Origin of the sequence: Streptomyces sp. NPDC001663 (genome assembly GCF_042893105.1) — a bacterium.
Taxonomy (GTDB): domain Bacteria; phylum Actinomycetota; class Actinomycetes; order Streptomycetales; family Streptomycetaceae; genus Streptomyces.
Window position 1 is genome coordinate 154787 of the sequence record NZ_JBIAUR010000009.1, and the last position, 21330, is coordinate 176116.

Below are 21330 nucleotides of genomic sequence, written 5' to 3' on the forward strand. Positions count from 1 at the left end.
GCGTCAGTTGTGGGCGACGACCGCGACGGGGGCGGTGGCGTGGTGCAGGACGGCGTGGGTGACGGGACCGATGTGGGCGCCGAGCGGGCTGTGGCGGATGCGGCGGCCGACGACGACCAGCGAGGCCTCGTGCGAGGCGTAGACCAGGCGGTCGGCGCCGCTTCCGGCGCGGGACTCCTCCAGGACCTCGACGTCCGGGTACTTCCGGCGCCAGGGGCGCAGGGCCGCGGCGAGGGCGGCGGACTGCTCCCGGGCGATCTCGTCGTACAGCTCCGGGTCGGCGGACAGGCCGTAGGCGTAGTACGGGGGCAGGTTCCAGCCGTGGACGGCCCGCAGGACGGCGGAGCGCCGGGCGGCCGCGTCGAACGCGAACTCGATCACCGAGTCGTCCGGGCCGGCGGGGTCAAGGCCGAGTACGACGGGCCGGTACGGGGTGGCGGCCGACGGGATGCCCACCGGGTCCGCCTGATGTTCGTCCGCGGCCTGCTCACCGGCGCGGACCAGGACCACGGGGCGCTCGGCATGGGCCACGACGGCGAGGCCGACGGAGCCGACCATGAACCCGCCGATGCCGCTGAGGCCGCGGGAGCCGAGGGCGAGCAGTTCGGCGTCCTCTGCTGCCTTGACCAGGATGTCCGCGGGCCGGCCGCTCGACTGCTCCATGGTCACCTCGACGCCGGGATGGCGCAGGCGAAGGCCCTCGAGGGTCTCGCGGGGAATACGTTCGCTCCAGTGCTGCTGGGTCTCGGCGCCGAGGAGCGGGGCCTGGGCCATGGGCTCCGGCACAGGCTCCCACACGTGGACGATCTTCAACGGCAGGCCGCGCAGCTTCGCCTCGCGGGCCGCCCACTCCGCCGCGGCCCGGCTCTCCGACGAGCCGTCCAGCCCTGCGACAACAGTGCGCACCATGACATGCCTCCGAATCGGGGATCTGTCTCCAGCCTCGGCGGCAGCGGGGCCCCTGTTGCAGGGGCCGCAGGTCCCCGGCCCGGGCCGACCGGCCCAACTCGGCGGTGTGGCGGAGTCCGCCCGCACCGGCAGGGGCATCCTTGGGGAAGCGACGAGAGGAGATCCATGTCCCACGGCTCGGGCGGGCACGCCTCGCGGTGGCGCAGTCTGACGCCCGGGATCGTCGCGCTGGCCGGTTACCGCCGCTCCTGGCTGCGCGGCGACCTGCTGGCGGGGGTGACGGTGGCGGCGTATCTCGTGCCGCAGGTGATGGCCTACGCGGGTGTGGCCGGACTGCCGCCGGTCGCCGGGCTGTGGGCGATCCTTCCCGCGCTCGCCCTGTACGCGCTGCTGGGCTCGTCGCGTCTGCTGTCAGTGGGCCCGGAGTCGACCACGGCACTGATGACCGCGGCCGTGGTGGGCCCGCTCGCCGGCGCGGACCCCGACCGCTACGCCTCGCTGGCCGCGGCCCTCGCCGTCACGGTCGGTCTGCTGTGCCTGGCGGCCCGGGTGCTGCGCCTGGGCTTCGTCGCCGACCTGCTCTCCCGCCCGGTCCTGATCGGCTATCTGGCGGGTGTGGCGCTGATCATGATCGTGGACCAGCTCCCCAAGCTGACCGGCGTGTCCACGACGGGCTCACGATTCTTCACCCAACTGTGGTCTTTCGTACGGCACTTGGGGGACGCGCACCCGGCCACCGTGGTGTTCTCCGCCGTCACCCTCGCCTTCCTGTTCACGGTGGCACGGCTGCTGCGCACGGTTCCCGGCCCCCTGCTGGCCGTGGTGCTGGGCACCGGCGCCGTCGTCGTCTTCGACCTCGACGGGCGGTACGGCATCAAGGTGATCGGCGACGTCCCGGCCGGGCTGCCCGGCCTCGCGCTGCCGGACCTCACCGAGCTTCCGCATCTGGTGCTGCCCGCGCTCGGCGTCCTGCTCGTCGCCTACACCGACTTCATCCTCACCGCGCGGGCCTTCACCGGCGGCGACGACGAGGGCCCGCCGCTCGACGCCGACCAGGAGTTCCTGGCGCTGGGCGCGGCCAATCTGGGGGCGGGATGTCTGCACGGCTTCCCGGTGAGCAGCAGCGCCAGCCGCACCGCGCTCGCCTCGTCGGCGGGCGCCCGCAGCCAGGGGTACTCGCTGGTGGCGGGCGCGGTGGTGCTCGCCGTCCTGCTCTTCCTCAGCCCGCTGCTGGCCCGTACGCCGTCGGCCGTCCTGGGCGCCCTCGTCGTCTACGCGGCCGTCCGTATGATCGACCTCGCGGGCTTCCGCCGCCTGGCCTCCTTCCGCCGCCGCGAACTGCTGCTGGCACTCGGCTGCCTGGCCGGGGTGCTCACCCTGGACATCCTCTACGGCGTGATCGTCGCCGTCGGCCTGTCCGTGGCCGAGCTGCTGAGCCGGGTGGCCCGCCCGCACGACGCCGTCGAGGGGCTGGTGCCGGGCCTGGCCGGCATGCACGACGTGGACGACTACCCCAAGGCCCACACCATCCCCGGCCTGCTCGTCTACCGCTACGACTCACCGCTGTTCTTCGCCAACGCCCAGGACTTCCACCGCCGCGCCCTGGCCGCCGTGGACGAACAGACCGACCAGGTGCGCTGGTTCGTCCTCAACACCGAGGCGAACGTCGAGGTGGACATCACCGCCCTGGACGCGGTCGACGAGCTACGCCGCGAACTCACGCGCCGCGGCATCGTGTTCGCCCTCGCCCGGGTGAAGCAGGACCTCCTGGACGACCTGGAGGCGTACGGGCTCGCGGAGGCGGTGGGCAAGGAACTGATCTTTCCCACGCTGCCGACCGCCGTGGCCGCGTACCGTCAGTGGGACCGCAAGGGATAGCCGCTTCAGCTCTTCACAGGCGTGCGCACGACAGGCCGCTCCGGCAGACGCGTCGCCCCCGGCGTCCCGGTGCCCGACGGCCGACGCGCCGCACGACGCTGCAGCGACCGCAGGTACAGCGCGTCGAGCGCCGCACTGAGCACGAAGGTGACGGCCATGGCGATCACCAGGAGAACGGCGAACTGCCGCCAGAACTCCGGAGTCAGGCTCGTACCCATGGTGTTCCACCCCTTTTCTGCGCTGCCGATTGCTCTCACACCACCATCGAACTGCTGTCTGCGGGGTGGCACAGGGTGCCACAGGGGTGGAGGGGGCCGCCGGCCGGCCCGCTCCTGGGGCCGGGTGGCCCATGGCCCGTGCCGGGCCGCGCGCACACGCTGGGAGTGGCAGTTCCGTACGCCTTACTGGAGGCACGTCATGAACGCTCCCGCCACCACGAGCATGCCGCGGGCGCTGGCTGTCGAGCAGCGGCAGCGGCTGATGGGGATCGCCCGGGAGGTGTCGTTCCCCGAGGGCACCCGGCTCTTCGAAGAGGGCGGTCAGGCCGACCGGTTCTGGATCATCCGCACCGGCACGGTGAACCTCGACATGCGCGTGCCCGGCCGCCGGGCGGCCGTCATCGAGTCCCTCGGGCACAACGAACTCATCGGCTGGTCCTGGCTGTTCGCCCCCTACACCTGGCACCTCGGCGCCGAGGCGGCTTCCCCGCTGCGGGCGTACGAGTTCGACGCCGCCGCCGTACGGGAGATCTGCCAGGACGACCCCGAGTTCGGCCGGACCGTCGCCCGGTGGGTGGGCGAGGTCGTGGCCCACCGCCTGCAGGCGGCCCGCGTCCGGCTGCTGGACCTGTACGCCCCGTACGGCAGCGGGAGCGCGCGGTGAACGCAGCCCCGCACATCGTGAGCGACGTGATGACCCGCACCGTCGCCGCCGTCGACCGCGATGCCGCCTTCAAGGACATCGTGCGGGCCCTGCAGGACCGCAAGGTCAGCGCGGTGCCCGTGGTGGACGGCGGGCGGCGGGTCGTGGGGATCGTCTCCGAGGCGGATCTGCTGCCCAAGGAGGAGTTCCGCGACAGCGATCCCGACCGGTACACACAGCTGCGGCGGCTGTCCGACCTCGCCAAGGCCGGCTCGGTCACCGCCGGAGAGCTGATGACCTCCCCCGCCCTCACCGTCGGCGCGGACGCCACGCTCGCGCAGGCCGCGCGGACCATGGCGCGGGCCCAGGTCAAGCGGCTGCCCGTCGTCGACGAGTCGGGGCGTCTGGAGGGCATCGTCAGCCGGGCGGACCTGCTCAAGGTGTTCCTGCGCGACGACGAGGAAATCGCCGAGGAGGTACGGCGGGAGGTCGTGTCCTACCTCTTCCCGACACCTGCGTCCGCCGTGCTGGTCGAGGTCCGGGACGGCGTCGTGACGCTCGGCGGCCGGGTCCGCGACACCTCCCTCGTACCGGTGGCCGCACGCCTGGTCCGGGCGGTCGAGGGCGTCGTGGACGTGCGGTTCGCCCTGGACGGGCCGGACCGGACCGCGGGCTGACATCCACGGGAGCGGGACCGCGGCAGCTTCCGCGCCCCGGTCCCGTCCCCTTTCGCCTCAGCCGGTCGTATGCCCCCACTGCCGTCCGACCCGCTCCCATTCGACGCCCCACAGCTCGGTGGCCCGCCGCTGCACCCGCAGCCGTACCATCTGGCCGACGCCGAGCACCGTCAGCCCGGCGACCAGCGCGACTCCGCTGCCCGCCAGCACCACGCGGGTCATCGCCTCAGCGGAGCTCACGGGTGCCGACACCAGTCGGCCGTGCCCGTCGGTCCACGCCGGCACGGTGCTGCCCGGCTTCGCCGTGGGCCTCACGTCGATCGTGCCGGTACGGACGGTCGCCTTCCCGTCGCTGCGGTCCGTCCAGCGCACCGTCGCCAGCACCCGGTCGTACCTGATGCCGGTGACCACGTCCCGTCCGCTGCCGGGCACGGTCTTGACGAGCACCGCCGACACCGGGTGACGTCCGGTCCGGTCGTGCTCCACCGCCCGCTGGGCCCCCTGCGCCCCGACGACCCCGGCGAGGACCGCGAGGACCGTCGCAGCCGTCCAGGCGAGCAGGACGATCCACGCCTCCACCACATCGCTGTGCCGCCGCAGCGGATTGCTGCGCCAGCGCCACCCCAGGACCTTCGCGTGTCTGGCCTTCCGCATCGGACACACCCCCTCACGGGCGCAATGAGGACGGACACATATAAAAGGTCTCACCAAGGGCTCGCATACGGGAGGGGCAACCGGCCCTCGGCGTGCGCGAGTGGGGCCGGTCGGCCCTAGTGCGTCCGGCCGCGGCGAGTGATGATCGTCGTGACGCACGCCCGCAGTCCGTGCGCCACACCTCCGGGGAACAAGGGGTCGACATGACCGAGGCACGCACCTTCACCGCGCAGGATCCCATCCGCGTCTTCCTGCTCGACGACCACGAGGTGGTCCGACGGGGAATCGCCGACCTGCTGGAGGCCGAGCCGGACATCACGGTCGTCGGCGACGCCGAGAACGTGGAGCACGCGCTCGTGCGGGCTCCGGCGGTCCGGCCGCACGTGGCCGTGCTGGACGTACGCCTGCCGGACGGGGACGGCATCTCGGTCTGCCGCGAGCTGCGCAGCCGGATGCCGGAGCTGGCCGCGCTGATGCTGACGTCGTTCGACGACGAGGAGGCGCTGCTCGACGCGATCATGGCCGGGGCATCGGGCTATGTGCTCAAGCAGATAAAGGGCTCGGACCTGGTCTCCGCGGTCCGCACGGTCGCTTCGGGCCAGTCCATGCTGGACCCGGCGACGACGGCCCGGCTGATGCGCTCCTTGCGCGCCGAGCCCGCCGAAGTGCCCGCCGTCGCGCCGGAGTTGGCGGGCCTGTCCCCGCGCGAACGGGAGATCCTCGCGCTGATCGGGGAGGGCCTCACCAACCGCGAGATCGGCAAGCGGCTCTATCTGTCGGAGAAGACCGTCAAGAACCACATCTCCCGGCTGCTGGCCAAGCTGGGCGTCCAGCGTCGTGTGCAGGCCGCGGTCCTCGCCACGCACCTGGAACAGCCCGAGCAGGGAGACCGTCCCGTGCGGTGATCCACGACGTCCGGCGGCCCGGCGGTGTGTTTCACCGCCGGGCCTGTTCGCGCGCCCCGCACCGTCGGCGCTCATGGCTTCCTGGACGGGACCAGAGCGACAGGGCAGTGGGCGTGCCGCAGAATCGCCCGGCCGTCCGGGCCGGACAGCGCCGCCGTCGTGCCGTTGTGCCCCCGTACACCGACCACGACGAGCTGGGCGCCGACGCTCGCCTCCGCGAGGGCCCGGTGCCTGCGGCTCCGAGACGGCCAGGAGCGCACGGTGACGTCCGGGTACTTCGCACGCAGGCCGGCCAGGGAGCCACTGGCCGAGCGCCCGTCGTGCAGGTGGTGCAGGACCAGCAGCTCCGCGCCGCGCTCCGCGGCCTCGGCGAAGGCGAACTCGGCCGCTTCCCGCGCCACCGTCGACGCGCCGTCCGCCAGGACGACCGGACCGGTCCGGCTCTGCCTGCCGCACACGACCAGCACCGGGCAGGAGCCGTGGACGGTCAGCCGCCCGGCGACCGAGCCGCGCAGCAGGCCGCGCAGGCCGCGTACCCGACGGCTGCCCACCACGGCCAACGACGCGGCACGCGCCTCGGAGTTCAGCACCGACGCCGGTTCGCCCAGAAGGACTTCACGGGTGATGACCAGCTGCGGTGCCACCTTGCGGGCCCGCCACTCGGCATCGGTCAGGGCCTCGTTCACCCGGTCCCGCAGCCCCGCGCCGTCCGGATCCCAGGGCGCCACGCCGACCGGCACCGGCTCCGAGGACCAGGTCAGGGCGTGCGTCAACTCCAGTCCCACCCCTCGCCGTTCGGCCTCCCGTGCCGCGGCCTCCACGGCCGCCAGACTCGACGGTGTGCCGTCCACTCCCACCACAACCGGACCGTTCATGGCAGCCCTCCCTTCCAGGACTCCCATCCTTCGCCCGTCGCTCCTCCGCCGCACTGGGCCGTACGGGCCCCGAGGCCGCACCGACCGGCCCTTCGGGGCCGCGGTTCACCGTCCCTCCCCGAGCACCAGCCGGTCCGTCTCCCCCGGCTGGAGGCACACCGCCCGGTCCGGCAGCCGTACGTCGATCGGCGAACCGTCGGACGACGGCACCGCGATCTCCAACAGGCCGCGCTCCAGCCTGAGTTGCACTCCCCAGTGGCCCTGGTAGCGTAGGGCGAATCCGTACGAGGACAGCTCCGGCAGGGGTACGGGGTCGAGCCAGAGCGCCCCGCCCCGTGTCTCCAGGCCGGTGAGCCCGCGCTGGACGAGGTCCAGGGTGCCGGCCATGGCGCCCAGGTGGATTCCCTCTCCGGTGGTGCCGCCCTGGACGTCGGCGATGTCGCCCCGGAGGGCCTCCTGGCAGAACGTCCACGCCTCCGCGCGGCGGGCGCGGGCCAGGACCCAGCCGTGGACCAGGCCGCTGAGCGTGGACCCGTGGCTGGTGCGCCGCAGGTAGTGGTCGACGGTGCGCCGCCAGGTGTCCTCGTCCAGCTTCAGCCCCAACCGCCGGAACAGGCCCCGCAGTTCGGCCGGTGAGAAGAGGTATCCCAGCATCAGTACGTCGGCCTGCTTCGAGGCCCGGTAGCGGTTGACGGTGTCGCCCTCGGCCTCCAGGATCCGGTCGAGGCGCCGGATGTCGCCGTACCGCCCGCGGTAGCGGTCCCAGTCGAGCTCGGCGAGGTCGCCGTAGCCCGCGAACTGGCTGATGACGTCGTCGTGGAAGGGCACGTGGAGGGTGCGGGAGACGTCCTCCCACAGTTCGAGTTCGCCGCCGTCCAGGCCTGCGCGCTCGACGAGTTCGCGTCGCCGGGGCTCGGGGAGGCCGCCCAGCAACTCCAGTGTGCGGGTGAGCACCCAGGCGGCCGTGACGTTCGTGTAGGCGTTGTCGTCGAGGCCGGGCTCCTGCGCGCCGGGGTAGGCGTCGTGGTACTCGTCGGGGCCCATCACACCCTTGATGCGGTGTCGTCCGAGAGTCTCGTCGTAGACGGCCGAGTCGGCCCAGAAACGGGCGATCTGCAGCAGCATCTCGGCGCCCTTGGTGTGCCGGAACTCGGTGTCGCCGCTGGCCTCGCAGTACTGCCACACGTTGTACGCGACGGCCGAGCCGACGTGGTGCTGGAGCCGGGAGTGGTCGGGCAGCCAGCGTCCCGAGCGCGGGTTGAGGTGCAGCCGCTGGGTCTCCTCGCGCCCGTCGCTGCCGCTCTGCCAGGGGTACAAAGCACCGCGGCGGCCCAACTCCCGTGCGGCGGTGCAGGCTTGTTCGAGGCGTCGGTGGCGGTAGCGCAGCAGGGCGCGCGAGACCTCGGGGAAGTGCAGATTGAGGTAGGGCAGGACGAACAGCTCGTCCCAGAAGACGTGTCCGCGGTAGGCCTCGCCGTGCAGTCCGCGGGCGGGCACGCCGACGTCGAGGTCGGCGGTGTGCGGGGAGAGCGTCTGCAGGACGTGGAAGAGGTGCAGACGCAGGATCCGCCCCGCCTCTCCGGCGACCTCGAGGTCGGCGCGGCGCCACAGCTGGTCCCAGGCGTTGAGGTGCGACTCGAGGAGTTCGTCGAAGCCCCGCGCCCGGGTCACCCGGTCGACGGCGGCGAACAGCGGGTCGCTGATCGCCGGGTCGCGCGAGGTGTGCAGGGCGACGGTCTTGTCGACCGTGACGGTGCGCCCCGCCTCCAGATCCAGGTTCAACTGCTGTGCGACGCACGGGACTTCGTGCCGGACCGTGACGGTAGCGTCGGCACCGAGGCGGGCCGCCATGGCGATACGGATGTCCGACGTCCGGGTGCGGCAGCGCAGCCACACGGTGTCCGGGGCGGCCGTACCGGTGTGCACATGGGTGAGGTGGCGGCCGTCGAGGTCGCGGTACCGCTCGACCCCGGAGTTGGTGACGCCGCCGTCGAGGGCCGCCTCGACGTCCAGCCCGCCGGAGAAGCCCTCGGCCGTGAACTCGGTGCGCAGCGCGGCGAGATGGGGATCTGCCATGTGCACGAACCGCTCTTGACGCACCGTCAGCACCCGTCCCTCGCCGAGGTCGTAGCGCGTTCGTCGCTCCAGCAGCCCGGAGGACAGGTGCAGGGTCATACGGTGCTCGAGCACGGGCGCGGTGTCCGGGGTGAGCCACGGCTTGCCGGGAAGACGGAAGCGCAGCGGCAGCCAGTTCGGCACGTTGACCATGTCCTCGTTCTCGACCTGGTGGCCCGCCACGTCGGAGGTGAGGCGGTTGTAGCAGCCGGCCACATAGGTGCCCGGGTAGTGCACCTCGTCCGCGGCGCACTCGGGCAGCGCCCCGCGCGTGGCGAAGCAGCCGTTGCCCAGCGTGCACAGCGATTCCCTCAGGCGTTCGTCGGCGGGCTCGTAGCCCTCGTACTCCCAGGTCCAGCCCGTCACTTCTGCGCTCCTTGCACGAGGAGTTCTCCCAGGTCCGGGGGGCGGCGGGCGGTCACGCCTATTGCGGCACGACTGCCACCGGGCAGTCCGAGTGGTGCAGCAGGGTGTGGGCCACCCGGCCGAGCTGGAGTCCGTGGTGGCCGGTCCTGCGCCGCGCTCCGACGATGAGCAGGTCCGCGGCGGCCGACCGGGCCACAAGCACCTTGCGCGCCGGTCCTTCGACCGTGCCACGGCGCACCCGGACCCCGGGGTGGTCGGCGATCGCGTCCTCCAGCAGGGAGTCGAGCAGGGTGGAGGCCTGTTCCTCGTGGTGGTGCGCCGGATCCTCGGCCAGTCGTGGATCGTCGGCGCCTTCGTGCGCGGGGCATCGCCAGGCGCGTACGACGTCCAGGGTGCAGTCGCGGGCCTCGGCCTCGCGGAAGGCGAACCGCACGGCCTCACCGCCGGTCGCCGGGTCGCCCGCCCCGAGCACGATCCGCTCATGGGTGGCCTCCAGCCCGGCCTTGTCGCCCCGGACCACGATGACGGGCCCGTGGGCACGGGCCGCCACGGCCAGTCCCACCGAGCCGAGCAGCAGGCCCGCGAGCTCGCCGCGGCCGCGCGAACCGGTCACCAGTACCGAGGCGTTGTGCCCTTCACGCAGGAGGGCGGCGACCGCCTCCTCGGGGACCACCTCGGCGGTGACCTTCACCTCCGGGTTGCGCAGCCGGGCACGCTCCGCCGCGGAGGCGACGACGTGTTCGGCCAGCACCCGCTGCGAGGGGCGTTCAAGACTGTTGGAGGGGACGTCGCCCTCGTAGCGTTCCCACCGCGAGGCGTACACCAGCCGCAACGGCAGGCCGTGCCGGGCCGCCTCGTCCACGGCCCAGTCGACCGCAGTGAGACTCCCGTCCGATCCGTCGACGCCCACGACCAGGGGCAGCTCCATCTTCCCCACCGCCTTTCGTCGGTCCGTGCGGGAACCGGGACCAGGGGCCCCACATCCACCGTGACACCCGCCACCGGGCGGTGCAGGGGGCGGTTCGGCCCCGGACGGGGACGTTCGGCCCTGGCCGGTTCGGCGTCCCCGTGGTGTCCTGGTGGTGACGGGAAGGCCCCATAACGGCGCGGGGAAACGGCCGGCGGTCGTGCACCGCGCAATCAGGATCCGCGAGAAGCGGGTGGGGGCCTTCCCGCCCCTCCTGCCCGCGCCGGACCGGCCGCGCCGCGCGCCGCCGCGACCCGGTGGCGGACGATCTCCGCCTCGACGCATTCGGCCAGATGGCCGACCGTCGCGGCGACGGGCTCGGACAACCCGTGCCCCAGCGAACTGTCCGGGCCGTCCACGGCGTAGGCCACCAGGTGGCCGGGCAGCCGCCCGAGCGCCCGGGCCACGTTGACGGCCGCGCCCAGGCCGTTCGGATGCATCGTGCCCGCCCGCCACAGCGCCGCGCCGTCGAGTTCGAGGCGGTAGATGCGTCCGGGGTGGCTCGGACGGGCGTGGGCGGGCTCCAGCACGACGGCCAGCTCCGCGTTCTCCCAAAGCCGGATCAGCCGGGCCGGATCGTCGTCGCATGCGGCGAGCAACGTGCCCGGGGGCAGGGGGCGTTCGGCGGCACGCTCCCGCAGCCGGGAGAGCACCGCCCGGGCCACACCGTCGTCGCGCCGGTCCGGATCGCCGACGCCGATGACCGCGATGCGGGTGGAGATGGTCATGGTTCCTCTCCCTCCACTGCGTGTGTCTCCAGCTTCGGCGGAGCGGAGGGTTCCGGTCACTGGGCCGAAGGGACTCGCAGCAGCCCGGTCGGCCCTGGCGGCCCGATGTCCGTCCGTCGCCTGCCGGTCGGGGTGTCGTCTCAGGTGGCGCCGCCGGCTCCCGAGGGCTGCGCGGTCGTCCCGCCGTCCGGCAGGTCCGGGTCGAGGTCGGGCCGGCGGTGCGGGCCCGACAGCGCGCAGTCGACGTCCACGACGCCTTCGACGGACCGCACCAGGCGCGCGGTGATCGGCACGAAGGCGGTGTCGGGGATCCTTCCGGTCAGCTTCACGACTCCGTCGCGGACCTCCACCCGGATCGGAGCGAGCGGTGCCCGGAACAGCCGGTCGACGATGTCGCGCCGGATCTCCTCGGCGATGTCCTCGTCGTCCCGCAGGAAGACCTGCAGCAGATCGGACCGGCTGACGATGCCTTGCAGCGCGCCTTCGTCGTCGACCACGGGCAGCCGTTTCACCTTGTGCAGTGCCATGATCCGCGCGGCCTGCGCGAGCGAGGCGTGGGCCGGGACGGTCAGGGCCGGGGCCGTCATCAGGTCCTCGGCGGTCACCGCGCCGGCCTTCACCAGGTCGCCCAGACGGCGCAGTTGGGTGTACCTGTCCGGGTCGCCGTCGCGGAACTCCTCCTTGGGCAGCAGGTCGGCCTCGGAGACGACGCCGGCGACCCGGCCGTCGTCCTCCAGCACGGGCATCGCGCTGACCTTCCATCGCTGCATGGTCTTCACGATGTCCTTGAACGTCGCCCGGCGGGCGAGCGCGACGACGGTACGCGTCATCACATCGCCGACGAGGTGCGGAGTGCCGCCCATGGCATCCTCCAGAGGGCTCGCGTCGCGCCGTGTGTCCATCCCGCGCGACACCTTCAGACTCGGGCACGAACCCGTCGGCGACTTGGGCCGACCGGCCCCGTCCGGGGTGCCGTTGGGCTGGTCCGCAGGACACCGCCCGAGCGGGCACAGAGGGCCGTTCGACCTGCTGCCCGGGCCACGCAGCCCCTGCCCTGCACGGGCCCTTGCCCGGACGCTGGTGGTGCACAGGTCCGCCGCAAGTGCGCGGACCCCGGTCCGGGGAGGTGTCTGCCGTGCCGCGCCCCGTTGTCGTAGGCCTTGACGGCTCGCCCGAGAGCCTCGCCGCCGCCGACTGGGCGGCCGGGGAGGCATTGCGGCGCGGTCTGCCGCTGCGTCTGGTGCACGCGTGGGAGGGCCTGTCGCCCGACGTGTCGCCGCTGCCCGAACTCGAGGCGCCGCGGTACTGGGCGCGGCGGATCCTGCGCGGGGCCGTGGACCGGCTCGAGGAGCGCCATCCGCAGGTGTCTCTCAGCGCGGAGCAGATCGCGCGGCCCGCGGCCGACGCGCTGGTCGAGGCGGGCGCCGAGGCCGAGTTGCTGGTTCTGGGCAGCCGGGCGTTCAGCGGGCTCGGCGGCTTCATGGCCGGTTCGGTGGCGCTCGCCGTCGTGGCCCGTGCGACCCGGCCCGTCGTTCTCGTACGTGACGACCGGACCGCCGAGGCCGAGCATGTGCGGGACGAGGACGGCCGGCCTTCGACACACACCCCGTACCGCGCCGTCGTGGTCGGTGTGGACACCGCCCGGGCGTGCGCGGAACTGCTCGCGTTCGCCTTCGACAGCGCAGCGCTGCGCTCGGCGCCGCTGCGTGTGGTGCACGCGGGGCACGTGCCCTACGCCCAGGCCGCCGAGCAGACACTGGAAACCGTGCTGCGGCCCTGGCGGGAGAAGTACCCGACGGTGCAGGTCCGGAAGCTCGTGGAGAACGGACGTCCCGCGCAGCAGTTGCTCGACGCGGCGCAGGACGCCGGATTGCTGGTCGTGGGCCGCAGGATCCGCCCGGCCGGGCCCGGCACGCACACCGGGCCGGTCACGCACGCCGTGATGCACCACGTCCACTGCCCGCTCGCGATCGTCCCGCACGAGTGACTGCCACGCTCGAACGGCCGGTCCCCTACTTCTCGTCGAAGACCAGGTCTTCCGGTGCGTGGGTGAGTCGTACGGTGTCACCGGTGGCCTGGACGACGGAGTCGAAGCCCGTCCACTGGCCGTTGGAGAGGACGAGCAGCCGGTCGTCGCGCTGGGCCAGGTAGGCGGAGAAGCCGGCCACTGAGGTGTCTCCGTCGCCCAGGACCAGGTAGTCGGCGAGGCGGCGGAACAGCTTGGGCAGGACCACCGCGGAATCGGTCAGCGAGTTCAGCCCCGTGATCTTCGCGCCGGTCTGTGTCACGTCGGCCGACCACAGGCCCATGCCTTTGTCGCGGGCCTGTTGTGACGCGGCCGTCATCTCCTCGCGCAGGTCCACGAACAGCTGGCGGTAGAAGGTGGGGTAGGCCATGCCCTCGGCGAGCTGATGGTGGTTCAGCGTCTCACGCAGGTGGGAGACCTCGAACTTGACGAGGGTGCCGCTGGCGCCCGGCGCCGTGCCTGCGCCCGCGAAGGCGATGCACCGCCCGTGCACGTCCGCGCTGCGGGTGAACACGTAGCCCGGCCGGGACTCGGGCGTGGCGGCGCTGACGATGCCGTGGTCGTTGCGCTGTACGTTCTGGAAGCCCAGCCGGTCGAGCAGTTCCTGGGCCGCCCGCCCCGCGTACGGCGCCGGCTGGTGGAGCTCGGGCCCGTGCGGCGGGCGGTAATGGGTCTCCAGGGTGTCGATGCCATCCAGCCGCAGCTGGGCCCCGCCCGCCCGGTTGCGCCGTACCCGCCGGCCCCGCAGCAGGTCCCACTCGTTCGGGTCGTCGGGATAGAAGCGCACGGAGTCCCCGTCGGGGCTCGCTCCGACGATCTTGTAGACGCCCTTGATCAGCAGCATCGGCATGACGTCCCCCCTTTCGGTCACGGTGAACTCACTGTGACCGCCCGCCCGTTGGACGGCACCGGTGCGAACCGGGAAGCGGGCCAAAGGTCATGCATCCAACGGACAAGGCGCGCATATGTGTCGTACGGCGGTCACTCCGCAAGTCACGGACAACGAGGAGCCCCCCGGCCGCCCTCGCCGCAGGAGATAAGGCGCCCGCTACTTCGAGGCCAGCGGAGCGTGCCACACGAGCACGGTGCCGCCCTCGGGCGGCGTGCCGAGCTCGAGTGCTCCGCCCAACTGCCGGGCGCGTTCGGCCATGTTGTGCAGACCGCTGCGGCGGCCCTCGGGCGGGATGCCCACGCCGTCGTCCGAGACGGTCAGCCGGATCTCCTGGCCGTCGGTCTCCAGGGCCACCTCGGCGCGACGGGCCCGGGCATGCCGAGCGACGTTGGTCAGGGCCTCGGAGAGAACGGCCACGACGTGGTCGGCGACGTCCCGCGGCACTTCGGTGTCCAGCAGCCCTTCCATCCGCACACTGGGGGCGAAGCCCAGCACCGGCGCCGCCTCCCCGACCACCCGCACCACACGGGCCCGCAGGCCGGTCCCGGCGCCGCCCTCACGGGCGCGCAGGCCGAAGATCGTCGACCTGATGATCTTGATGGTCTCGTCGAGGTCGTCGACCGCCCGTACCACCCGGTCCGCGGCCTCCTCGTGCTCGATGAAGCGGCCCGCGCTCTGCAGCGTCATGCCGGTGGCGAACAGCCGCTGGATCGCCAGGTCGTGCAGGTCCCGGGCGATGCGGTCGCGGTCCTTGAGCACCGCGACCTCCTCGGCGTCCTGACGGCGGTCGGCGAGTTCCATCGCGACGGCGGCCTGCGCGGCGAAGGCCTGCAGCGTCAAGGTCTCCGTCGCCGAGAACGCCTGCCGGCCGGTTTCCCGCGCCAGCAGGACCACACCCCGTGGGCCCGCGTCGCCCGTGCCGATGGGCACGGCCACGGCGGGTCCGAGTCCCCCGAAGCGTGGGGGTTCCAGGGAGATCCGTTCGTCGTGGCCGACGTCCGCGCTGGTGACCGGTGCGGCGGCGGAGAAGGCCAGCCCCATCAGGCTGCGGTCCATGGGCAGGACGAGCCCCCGGTGCGCCTCCGCGTCCATCCCTACGGCGATCTCCACGGCGAGCGACCCGGTCTCCTCCATGGGCAGCGCGACCGCCGCCAGCGCGGAGCCGGTGATCTCGCCGGCGCGCTCGGCGATCAGACCGAGGACCTCCGTGCGCGCACGGCCTGACATCAGACTGTGGGTGATCTCCGCGTTGGCCTCCAGCCAGCGCTCGCGCAGCCGGGACTCCTCGTACAGACGGGCGTTGTCGATCGCGACGCCGGCCGCGACGGCCAGGGTCGACAGCACCGACTCGTCCTCCTCGTCGAACTGCACCCCGCCCCTCTTCTCGGTCAAATACAGGTTGCCGAAGACCTGGTCGCGCACGCGGATCGGGACGCCGAGGAAGGTGTTCATCGGCGGGTGGTGGGGCGGGAAGCCGTACGAGGAGACGTGTTCGGCGATCTTCACCAGGCGCAGGGGCTCGGGATGGCTGATCAGTTCCCCGAGGATGCCGTGTCCCTCCGGGAAGGGGCCGATGCGGGCGATCTGCTCCTCGGTGACGCCGACGGTGTGGAAGGCCGAGAGCCGCTTGCCGTCCGGTCCGATCACGCCGAGGGCGGCGTACTCCGCGTCGACCAGGGTGGCCGCGGCCTCCACGATGCTGTGCAGCACCTGCTCGAGGTCGAGCTCGCGGCCCACCGAGAGCACCGCCTCGAGGAGGCTGTGCACCCGGTCGCGGGTGCCGCGGGCCGCGTCGAGGCGGGCCTGCAGCTCCTCGAGCAGGTCGTCCAGCCTCAGCTGCGGGAGCCTTGTGCGGGCTTCGCGGGGCTCCTCAGGGCGTCCCACCGGTGATCCTCCAGGTCCCTAGCCGTGCTGTTGGCCGAACACGCGAGTCATGTGCCACGGTAACGGTCCTGGACAGGGGGCGGTACGGGATCCGGCAGGTCGGGGTGCCCTGGTCGCCGGTCAGCCCCGTGGGAGCCGGGCGGCGACGTACTCGGTGAGGTCGAGCAGACGGTTGGTGTAGCCCCATTCGTTGTCGTACCAGCCGAAGACCTTGACCAGGTCGCCGTGCGCCTGGGTCAGCGGGGCGTCCAGCACGCACGAGGCCGGGTCGCCGACGACGTCGCGGGAGACGATCGGGGCGTCGCTGACCCGCAGGACGCCCTTCAGCGGCCCTTCGGCGGCCTCCCGGAACGCGGCGTTGATCTCGTCGGCGGTCACGGGCCGCTCCAGGACCACGCTCAGGTCGGTCAGCGAGCCGTCCTCCACGGGCACCCGTACGGCGATGCCGTCGAGGGTGCCGGAGAGCTCCGGCAGAACGAGGCCGACGGCGCGGGCGGCCCCGGTGCTGGCGGGGATGATGTTGACGGCGGCGCTGCGGCCGCGGCGCAGGTCCTTGTGCGGGCCGTCGAGGACCACCTGGTCGTTGGTGTAGCCGTGGATGGTGGTCATCAGGCCTTTGACGATGCCGAAGTGCTCGTCGAGGACCTTGACCATGGGGGCCACACAGTTGGTGGTGCAGGAGGCGTTGGAGACGACGTGGTCGTTGTCCGGGTCGTAGGTGCCTTCGTTGACCCCCATCACGACGGTGGCGTCGACGCCCTTGCCCGGCACGGACAGCAGCACCTTGCGGGCGCCGGCCTTCAGGTGCGCTCCGGCCTGCTCGCGGGTGCGGAAGCGGCCGGTGGACTCGATCACGACGTCCACGCCGTGCTCGCCCCAGGCGAGGGCGGCCGGGTCGCGTTCGGCGGTCACGGCGATGCGCCGGCCGTCGACGGTGAGAGAGGTGTCGTCGTGCTCAACGGTGCGGCCGATGCGGCCGTACGTGGAGTCGTAGGCCAGCAGATGGGCCAGGGCCGCGGGCGAGGTGATGTCGTTCACCGCCACGACCTCGACCGGTGTGCCGCTGTCGTTCTCCGCGCGGTCCAGCACACAGCGCAGGTAGTTGCGTCCGATACGGCCGAAGCCGTTGATGCCCACGCGCACGCTCATGTCCCTCGTCCTCCCCATCGGTGCCCGGGTGGTGTCCGGGCTCTGCCGCCAGCCTGCGCGCGGCGCACCGGGCGGGGCTTGGGCCATGCGGGGGCGAGCCCTGGGACGTTCGGCCCGCGGTGTCAGTGACCTTCCCGGCGGCGCCGGTCCTGGGCCTGGGTCGCGATGACGGCGGCCTGGATGCGCCGTTCCACGCCGAGTTTGGCCAGCAGCCGGGAGATGTGGTTCTTCACCGTCTTCTCGGCGAGGAACAGCCGCCGGCCGATCTGCCGGTTGGTCAGGCCCTCGCCGATCAGGGCCAGGATCTCCCGCTCCCGGTCGGTGAGGCCGGGCAGGACGTCCGGCTCCTTCTCCTGCGCGGGGCCGCTGCGCAGACGGGCCATCAGCTTCGTGGTGGCGCTCGGGTCGAGCAGCGACTGGCCGGCGGCCACCGTGCGTACGGCCGACACCAGGTCCGCACCCTGGATCTGCTTGAGCACGTATCCGGAGGCGCCCGCCATGATCGAGTCCAGCAGGGCCTCCTCGTCGTCGAACGAGGTCAGCATCAGACAGGCCAGCTCCGGCATGTCCGAGCGCAGCTCCCGGCAGACGCTCACCCCGTCGCCGTCGGGCAGGCGCACATCCAGCACCGCCACCCGCGGGCGCAGCGCCGGAACGCGCACCAGCGCCTGTTCCGCGGTGGCGGCCTCGCCGACCACGGTGATGTCCGGCTCGGCGTCGAGGAGGTCGCGCACCCCGCGCCGTACGACCTCGTGGTCGTCCAGCAGGAAGACCCGGATCGGGTCGTCGGGTCCGGGCCGCTCGCCGTCCGCCATCGGATGCTCCTTGTCGTACGGTCCGCACCGGGTTGCGCAGACCGGTGTCAAAAACAGGATCCTTCCCCGCGTCCGGACCGGGGGACCAGGGCCGGTCGGCCCCGATACCCGGCGTCCGTCCTCCCAGGACGGCCCCAACGGCCCTGGCCCGGGCCGCCGTTCGAGGCCACGCTGGACCCTGGGGCCCAGGTCGGCGCGTGCGGCACCGTGGGCCCGAAGGAGTTGATCGCCATGACGACCCCGGCGGGAACACACGACCGTCCCGTACGTGTGAACGCGGTGCTCGACACGCCGCTCTCCCGGTGGCTGTGGCTGGTGAAGTGGATCCTGGTCGTCCCCCACTACGTGGTGCTGTTCTTCCTCTGGATCGCCTTCACCGCGGTGAGCGTGATCGCGTTCTTCGCCATCCTGTTCACCGAGCGCTACCCGCGCTCCCTGTTCGACTTCAACCTCGGGGTGCTGCGCTGGAGTTGGCGGGTGGCGTACTACTCGTACGGTGCGTTGGCCACCGACCGGTATCCGCCGTTCAGTCTGGGCGAGGAGCCCGGCTACCCGGCGCGGCTGGACATCGCCTACCCCGAGCGGCTGTCCCGGGGCCTGGTGCTGGTGAAGTGGTGGCTGCTGGCCATCCCGCACTACATCGTCGTCGGGTTCTTCCTGGGCGGCTACCACCTCGGCTGGTGGGACGGCGGCCTGGTCGCCGTGCTGGCGGTGATCGCCGCTGTGGCCCTGGCCTTCACCGAGAAGTACCCCAGGGGCCTGTTCGACCTGATCCTGGGCCTGAACCGGTGGGTGCTGCGGGTCGCCGCGTACGCCGCCCTGATGACGGACGTCTATCCGCCCTTCCGCCTCGACATGGGCGGTATCGAGCCGGAGCGTCCTGAGGAACTGCCATGATCACCGTGCTGGTGGGTGTGTTCCTGATCGTGCACGGGCTGCTGCACCCGGGTGTCTGGACGGCGCCGCAGCAGCCCGGCACGCCGGCCGCGTTCGTCCCCGGGTGCTTGTGGGCGCTCACGGCGGCTCGCGTCACCTGGCCGGCATCCCTGTACTCATCGCTGTACTGATGGGTACTGAGCGGGTGCGTCAGTCGTGCGGGACGACCGCGACCGGCGCCGAGGCGTGCTGCAGTACCGCGTGCGTCACCGGGCCGATGTGGCCACCGACGACCGCCCGGCGGTTTCGGCGGCCCACGACGAGCAGGGCCGCGTCCCGGGAGGCGTGCACGAGGTGCCGGCCTGCGCTGCCGACCACGGTCTGCTCGCGCACCCGGACGCCGGGGAACTTGTCCTTCCACGGCTGCAGCACCTCGGCCAGGCGGTGGCCCACCTGCTCGGCCGGTTCGGCGTCGGGCCCGGCGTCGAAGGCCGCTCCGTAGCCGTGGGAGGGCGGCGGGCTCCAGCCGTGGAGCACCCGCAGGTCGGCCGCGCGCCGCTGGGCCGCCTCGAACGCGAACCCGAGGACGGCATCGGCGGGGTCCTCCAGGTCCAGGCCCAGGACGACGTCACGGAAGGGCGTGCCGGTGGATGCGGATCGCGTGGCGTCCGCCCGGTGTTCGTCCGTGGCGTGCTCATCGGCGCGCACGAGGACCACGGGCCGCTCGCTACGCGACACCGCGGCGAGTGCCACGGAGCCGACCAGGAACCCGGCCACTGCGCCGAGAGCGCGCGAGCCGAGGACCAGCAGGTCGGCGTCCGCGGCTGCGGCCGTCAGGGCGGCGGCGGGCGGCCCCGCTGTCTGCTGGGTGGTGATCGGCAAACCGGGGTGGTGCTCGGCGAGCCGGGACTCGGCCTCGCGCAGCATGTGCCCGGCCCACACGTGCTCCGTCTCGACGGCGGGCAGCGCGTAGGCGCCGGCCAGGGGCGCGTAGCTGCGGGGCTGCGGTTCCCAGGCGTGGACCAGACGCAGGGACGCCTCGCGCTGCTGTGCCTCGCGGGCGGCCCAGTCGGCGGCGGCGTGGCTCTGGGGTGAGCCGTCGAGACCGACGGTGATGGTGGGCATGTACGACCTCCTTCGGGGATGCGCTCCCAGTCTCACGAGCCGGGCGTATGGTTCAGGAGGGGCCTGACGTCCCTGCCGGGGACCGAACGGCCCATGAGTCAGGTGTTCATGACGCAGCGTCAAGTGCGCGCAGTCGCCCGGCGGCGCCCGTCAGGCCGCCGGTATCTCCGGTCGTACGAGCGTCCCCGACCGGCCGTGCACGATCTCGTACGCCGCGTCGAGCGCGCCGATCGCGGCCAGGCCCCCGGTGCGTTCGACGAACCGGGCGGCCGCAGTGGCCTTGGGGCCCATCGAGCCCGCGGGGAAACCACCGCGGCGCAGCAGGGCGGGGGTGGCATCGAGGAGGGGCCGCTGCTTCGGGGTGCCGTAGTCGACGTAGATGTTCGGGACGTCGGTCAGGATGAGCAGGAAGTCGGCCTTGAGGTCCTCGGCGAGCAGCGCGGCCGTCAGATCCTTGTCGACCACGGCCTCGACCCCGCTCAGCGCGCCGGTGTCCTTGTCGGCGGTGACGGGCACGCCCCCGCCGCCGGCGCAGATCACCAGCGTGCCGGCGTTGAGCAGGTCGTGGATCGTGTCGGTCTCCACGATCCGCTCGGGCATGGGCGAGGGGACGACGCGCCGCCATCCGGCGGTGTCCCGGGCGATGTGCCAGCCGCGCTCGCGGGCGAGGGCGCGGGCGGTGCCTGGGGGGTAGATCTGGCCGACGTACTTGGTGGGATGCCGGAACGCGGGGTCGTCGGCCCGCACGAGGGTGTGGGTGACCAGCGCGGCGATGCGGTGCCCGGGCAGGGTGTCGTACAGGGTGCGCACCAGCAGGGAGCCGATCATGCCCTGGGTCTGGGCGCCGAGCAGATCCAGCGGATACGGAGCGCTGAGGGCGGGGTCGGCGGCGCTCTCCATGGCGAGCAGGCCGATCTGGGGCCCGTTGCCGTGTGTGAGGACGACTTCGTGTTCGTGGGCGAGGGCGGCGATCGCGGTGGTGACCCGGTCGATGTTCGCCTGCTGCACGTCCGCGTCGGGGCGTTCGCCGCGGTGCAGCAGGGCGTTGCCGCCGAGGGCGATGACGATGCGCATGGTTCGGTCCTCCCGGCCGTCGACGTTCCGTGATCAATCCTTCTGCTCGGCCGCGACCGCGGTGAGCGGCCACAAGTCCCGCGGGCGGACCCATTGGTCCCGAGTTCCTGTGCAGCACCGAGCAGCAGGGACCACCGTCCCGCGCGGAGGGCAACCCGGCCCCTGCACACCAGTGATGTGCGGCGGAACCTTGGTAGTGGCCGGAGCGTGAAGCCGCATCCCGGCTTCGGTCCTCGTGTCAGGAAGTGAGCGCCATGATGATCTGGTACGACCGCCACATGAGCGGCTGGGGGTGGTTCGGAGCCTCCCTCGGCATGGTCGTCTTCTGGGGGCTGCTCATCGCCGCCTTTGTGCTGCTGATGCGCGCCCTCGAGCGCCCGCAGCCGACGGGACCGCACCGCGCACCCTTGGCTCCCCCCACGCCGGCCTCGCCCGAGCAGCTGCTCGCCGAGCGCTTCGCACGCGGCGAGATCGACGAGGAGGAGTACCGGCGCCGATTGCAGGTGCTCCGTGCCGAGCCCACCGACCTCACAAAACACTGAGCCTCAGCGGAC

The 21330-nt window shown here is 72.6% G+C and carries 22 protein-coding genes; 8 read left to right on the plus strand and 14 right to left on the minus strand.

Annotation, left to right across the window (positions count from 1 at the left end):
• Positions 1 to 3: 3 nt before the first annotated feature.
• Entirely contained in the window at positions 4 to 909 is a 906-nt protein-coding gene (locus ACFY1L_RS28415) for a universal stress protein (RefSeq protein WP_388830265.1), read from the minus strand.
• Between the two features lie 165 nt (positions 910 to 1074).
• Here ACFY1L_RS28415 and ACFY1L_RS28420 point away from each other — a divergent pair, with 165 nt between their 5' ends.
• The gene (locus ACFY1L_RS28420) at positions 1075 to 2787 is read left to right on the plus strand and encodes a SulP family inorganic anion transporter (protein ID WP_388830268.1); all 1713 of its coding nucleotides are present in this window, start codon (positions 1075 to 1077) and stop codon (positions 2785 to 2787) included.
• A 5-nt stretch (positions 2788 to 2792) separates the two neighbouring features.
• On the opposite strand, the gene ACFY1L_RS28425 is transcribed toward ACFY1L_RS28420, so the two are convergent.
• The gene (locus ACFY1L_RS28425) at positions 2793 to 3005 is read right to left on the minus strand and encodes a hypothetical protein (protein ID WP_388830271.1); all 213 of its coding nucleotides are present in this window, start codon (positions 3003 to 3005) and stop codon (positions 2793 to 2795) included.
• Positions 3006 to 3204: 199 nt separating this feature from the next.
• Between ACFY1L_RS28425 and ACFY1L_RS28430 the strand changes: the two genes are divergently transcribed.
• The gene (locus ACFY1L_RS28430; RefSeq protein WP_388830274.1) at positions 3205 to 3669 is read left to right on the plus strand and encodes a cyclic nucleotide-binding domain-containing protein; all 465 of its coding nucleotides are present in this window, start codon (positions 3205 to 3207) and stop codon (positions 3667 to 3669) included.
• Positions 3666 to 4325 carry a CBS domain-containing protein gene (locus ACFY1L_RS28435; protein ID WP_388830277.1) on the plus strand — a complete coding sequence of 220 codons (660 nt, stop codon included), beginning with the start codon at positions 3666 to 3668 and terminating at the stop codon, positions 4323 to 4325. The genes ACFY1L_RS28430 and ACFY1L_RS28435 overlap by 4 nt, the downstream gene beginning before the upstream one ends.
• A 57-nt stretch (positions 4326 to 4382) precedes the next feature.
• On the opposite strand, the gene ACFY1L_RS28440 is transcribed toward ACFY1L_RS28435, so the two are convergent.
• A complete protein-coding gene (locus ACFY1L_RS28440) occupies positions 4383 to 4979 on the minus strand; it encodes a hypothetical protein (RefSeq protein ID WP_388830279.1) in 597 nt (198 codons plus the stop codon).
• Between the two features lie 203 nt (positions 4980 to 5182).
• Between ACFY1L_RS28440 and ACFY1L_RS28445 the strand changes: the two genes are divergently transcribed.
• A complete protein-coding gene (locus ACFY1L_RS28445) occupies positions 5183 to 5884 on the plus strand; it encodes a response regulator (RefSeq protein ID WP_388830282.1) in 702 nt (233 codons plus the stop codon).
• Between the two features lie 71 nt (positions 5885 to 5955).
• Here ACFY1L_RS28445 and ACFY1L_RS28450 read toward each other — a convergent pair whose 3' ends face one another.
• From ACFY1L_RS28450 to ACFY1L_RS28470, 5 genes are all read right to left on the minus strand, one after another.
• Entirely contained in the window at positions 5956 to 6759 is an 804-nt protein-coding gene (locus ACFY1L_RS28450; protein ID WP_388830285.1) for a universal stress protein, read from the minus strand.
• A gap of 105 nt (positions 6760 to 6864) precedes the next feature.
• A complete protein-coding gene (locus ACFY1L_RS28455; RefSeq protein WP_388830288.1) occupies positions 6865 to 9240 on the minus strand; it encodes a glycoside hydrolase family 65 protein in 2376 nt (791 codons plus the stop codon).
• Between the two features lie 58 nt (positions 9241 to 9298).
• Positions 9299 to 10168: a universal stress protein gene (locus ACFY1L_RS28460; protein WP_388830291.1), complete on the minus strand. Its 870-nt coding sequence runs from the start codon at positions 10166 to 10168 to the stop codon at positions 9299 to 9301.
• A gap of 212 nt (positions 10169 to 10380) precedes the next feature.
• On the minus strand, positions 10381 to 10935 hold the full coding sequence (locus tag ACFY1L_RS28465; protein ID WP_388830294.1) for a hydrogenase maturation protease: 555 nt from the start codon (positions 10933 to 10935) through the stop codon (positions 10381 to 10383).
• Positions 10936 to 11075: 140 nt separating this feature from the next.
• Complete coding sequence (locus tag ACFY1L_RS28470) at positions 11076 to 11798, minus strand: CBS domain-containing protein (RefSeq protein WP_388831085.1); 723 nt, start codon at positions 11796 to 11798, stop codon at positions 11076 to 11078.
• Positions 11799 to 12070: 272 nt separating this feature from the next.
• Here ACFY1L_RS28470 and ACFY1L_RS28475 point away from each other — a divergent pair, with 272 nt between their 5' ends.
• Positions 12071 to 12922, plus strand: coding sequence for a universal stress protein (locus tag ACFY1L_RS28475; RefSeq protein ID WP_388830297.1), 852 nt, complete (start codon positions 12071 to 12073; stop codon positions 12920 to 12922).
• Between the two features lie 25 nt (positions 12923 to 12947).
• Here ACFY1L_RS28475 and ACFY1L_RS28480 read toward each other — a convergent pair whose 3' ends face one another.
• The 4 genes from ACFY1L_RS28480 to ACFY1L_RS28495 form a co-directional block, all read right to left on the minus strand.
• Positions 12948 to 13811, minus strand: coding sequence for a thermonuclease family protein (locus ACFY1L_RS28480; RefSeq protein ID WP_388830300.1), 864 nt, complete (start codon positions 13809 to 13811; stop codon positions 12948 to 12950).
• Positions 13812 to 14009: 198 nt separating this feature from the next.
• Positions 14010 to 15737 (minus strand): GAF domain-containing protein, encoded by a 1728-nt coding sequence (locus ACFY1L_RS28485; protein WP_388830303.1) that lies wholly within the window; start codon positions 15735 to 15737, stop codon positions 14010 to 14012.
• Between the two features lie 120 nt (positions 15738 to 15857).
• The gene (gene gap / locus ACFY1L_RS28490; protein ID WP_388830306.1) at positions 15858 to 16886 is read right to left on the minus strand and encodes a type I glyceraldehyde-3-phosphate dehydrogenase; all 1029 of its coding nucleotides are present in this window, start codon (positions 16884 to 16886) and stop codon (positions 15858 to 15860) included.
• Positions 16887 to 17008: 122 nt separating this feature from the next.
• Positions 17009 to 17701 carry a response regulator gene (locus ACFY1L_RS28495; protein ID WP_388830309.1) on the minus strand — a complete coding sequence of 231 codons (693 nt, stop codon included), beginning with the start codon at positions 17699 to 17701 and terminating at the stop codon, positions 17009 to 17011.
• Between the two features lie 231 nt (positions 17702 to 17932).
• On the opposite strand from ACFY1L_RS28495, the gene ACFY1L_RS28500 reads away from it, so the two are divergent.
• Together ACFY1L_RS28500 and ACFY1L_RS28505 are read left to right on the plus strand one after the other, a co-directional pair.
• Complete coding sequence (locus tag ACFY1L_RS28500) at positions 17933 to 18598, plus strand: DUF4389 domain-containing protein (RefSeq protein ID WP_388830312.1); 666 nt, start codon at positions 17933 to 17935, stop codon at positions 18596 to 18598.
• On the plus strand, positions 18595 to 18768 hold the full coding sequence (locus ACFY1L_RS28505; protein ID WP_388830315.1) for a hypothetical protein: 174 nt from the start codon (positions 18595 to 18597) through the stop codon (positions 18766 to 18768). Before ACFY1L_RS28500 ends, ACFY1L_RS28505 begins: the two co-directional genes overlap by 4 nt.
• A gap of 19 nt (positions 18769 to 18787) precedes the next feature.
• Here ACFY1L_RS28505 and ACFY1L_RS28510 read toward each other — a convergent pair whose 3' ends face one another.
• Both ACFY1L_RS28510 and ACFY1L_RS28515 read right to left on the minus strand, forming a co-directional pair.
• Entirely contained in the window at positions 18788 to 19702 is a 915-nt protein-coding gene (locus ACFY1L_RS28510) for a universal stress protein (protein ID WP_388830318.1), read from the minus strand.
• A 150-nt stretch (positions 19703 to 19852) separates the two neighbouring features.
• Positions 19853 to 20776 carry a carbamate kinase gene (locus ACFY1L_RS28515; protein ID WP_388830321.1) on the minus strand — a complete coding sequence of 308 codons (924 nt, stop codon included), beginning with the start codon at positions 20774 to 20776 and terminating at the stop codon, positions 19853 to 19855.
• Positions 20777 to 21030: 254 nt separating this feature from the next.
• Here ACFY1L_RS28515 and ACFY1L_RS28520 point away from each other — a divergent pair, with 254 nt between their 5' ends.
• Positions 21031 to 21318 (plus strand): SHOCT domain-containing protein, encoded by a 288-nt coding sequence (locus ACFY1L_RS28520; protein ID WP_388831087.1) that lies wholly within the window; start codon positions 21031 to 21033, stop codon positions 21316 to 21318.
• Positions 21319 to 21330 lie beyond the last annotated feature (12 nt).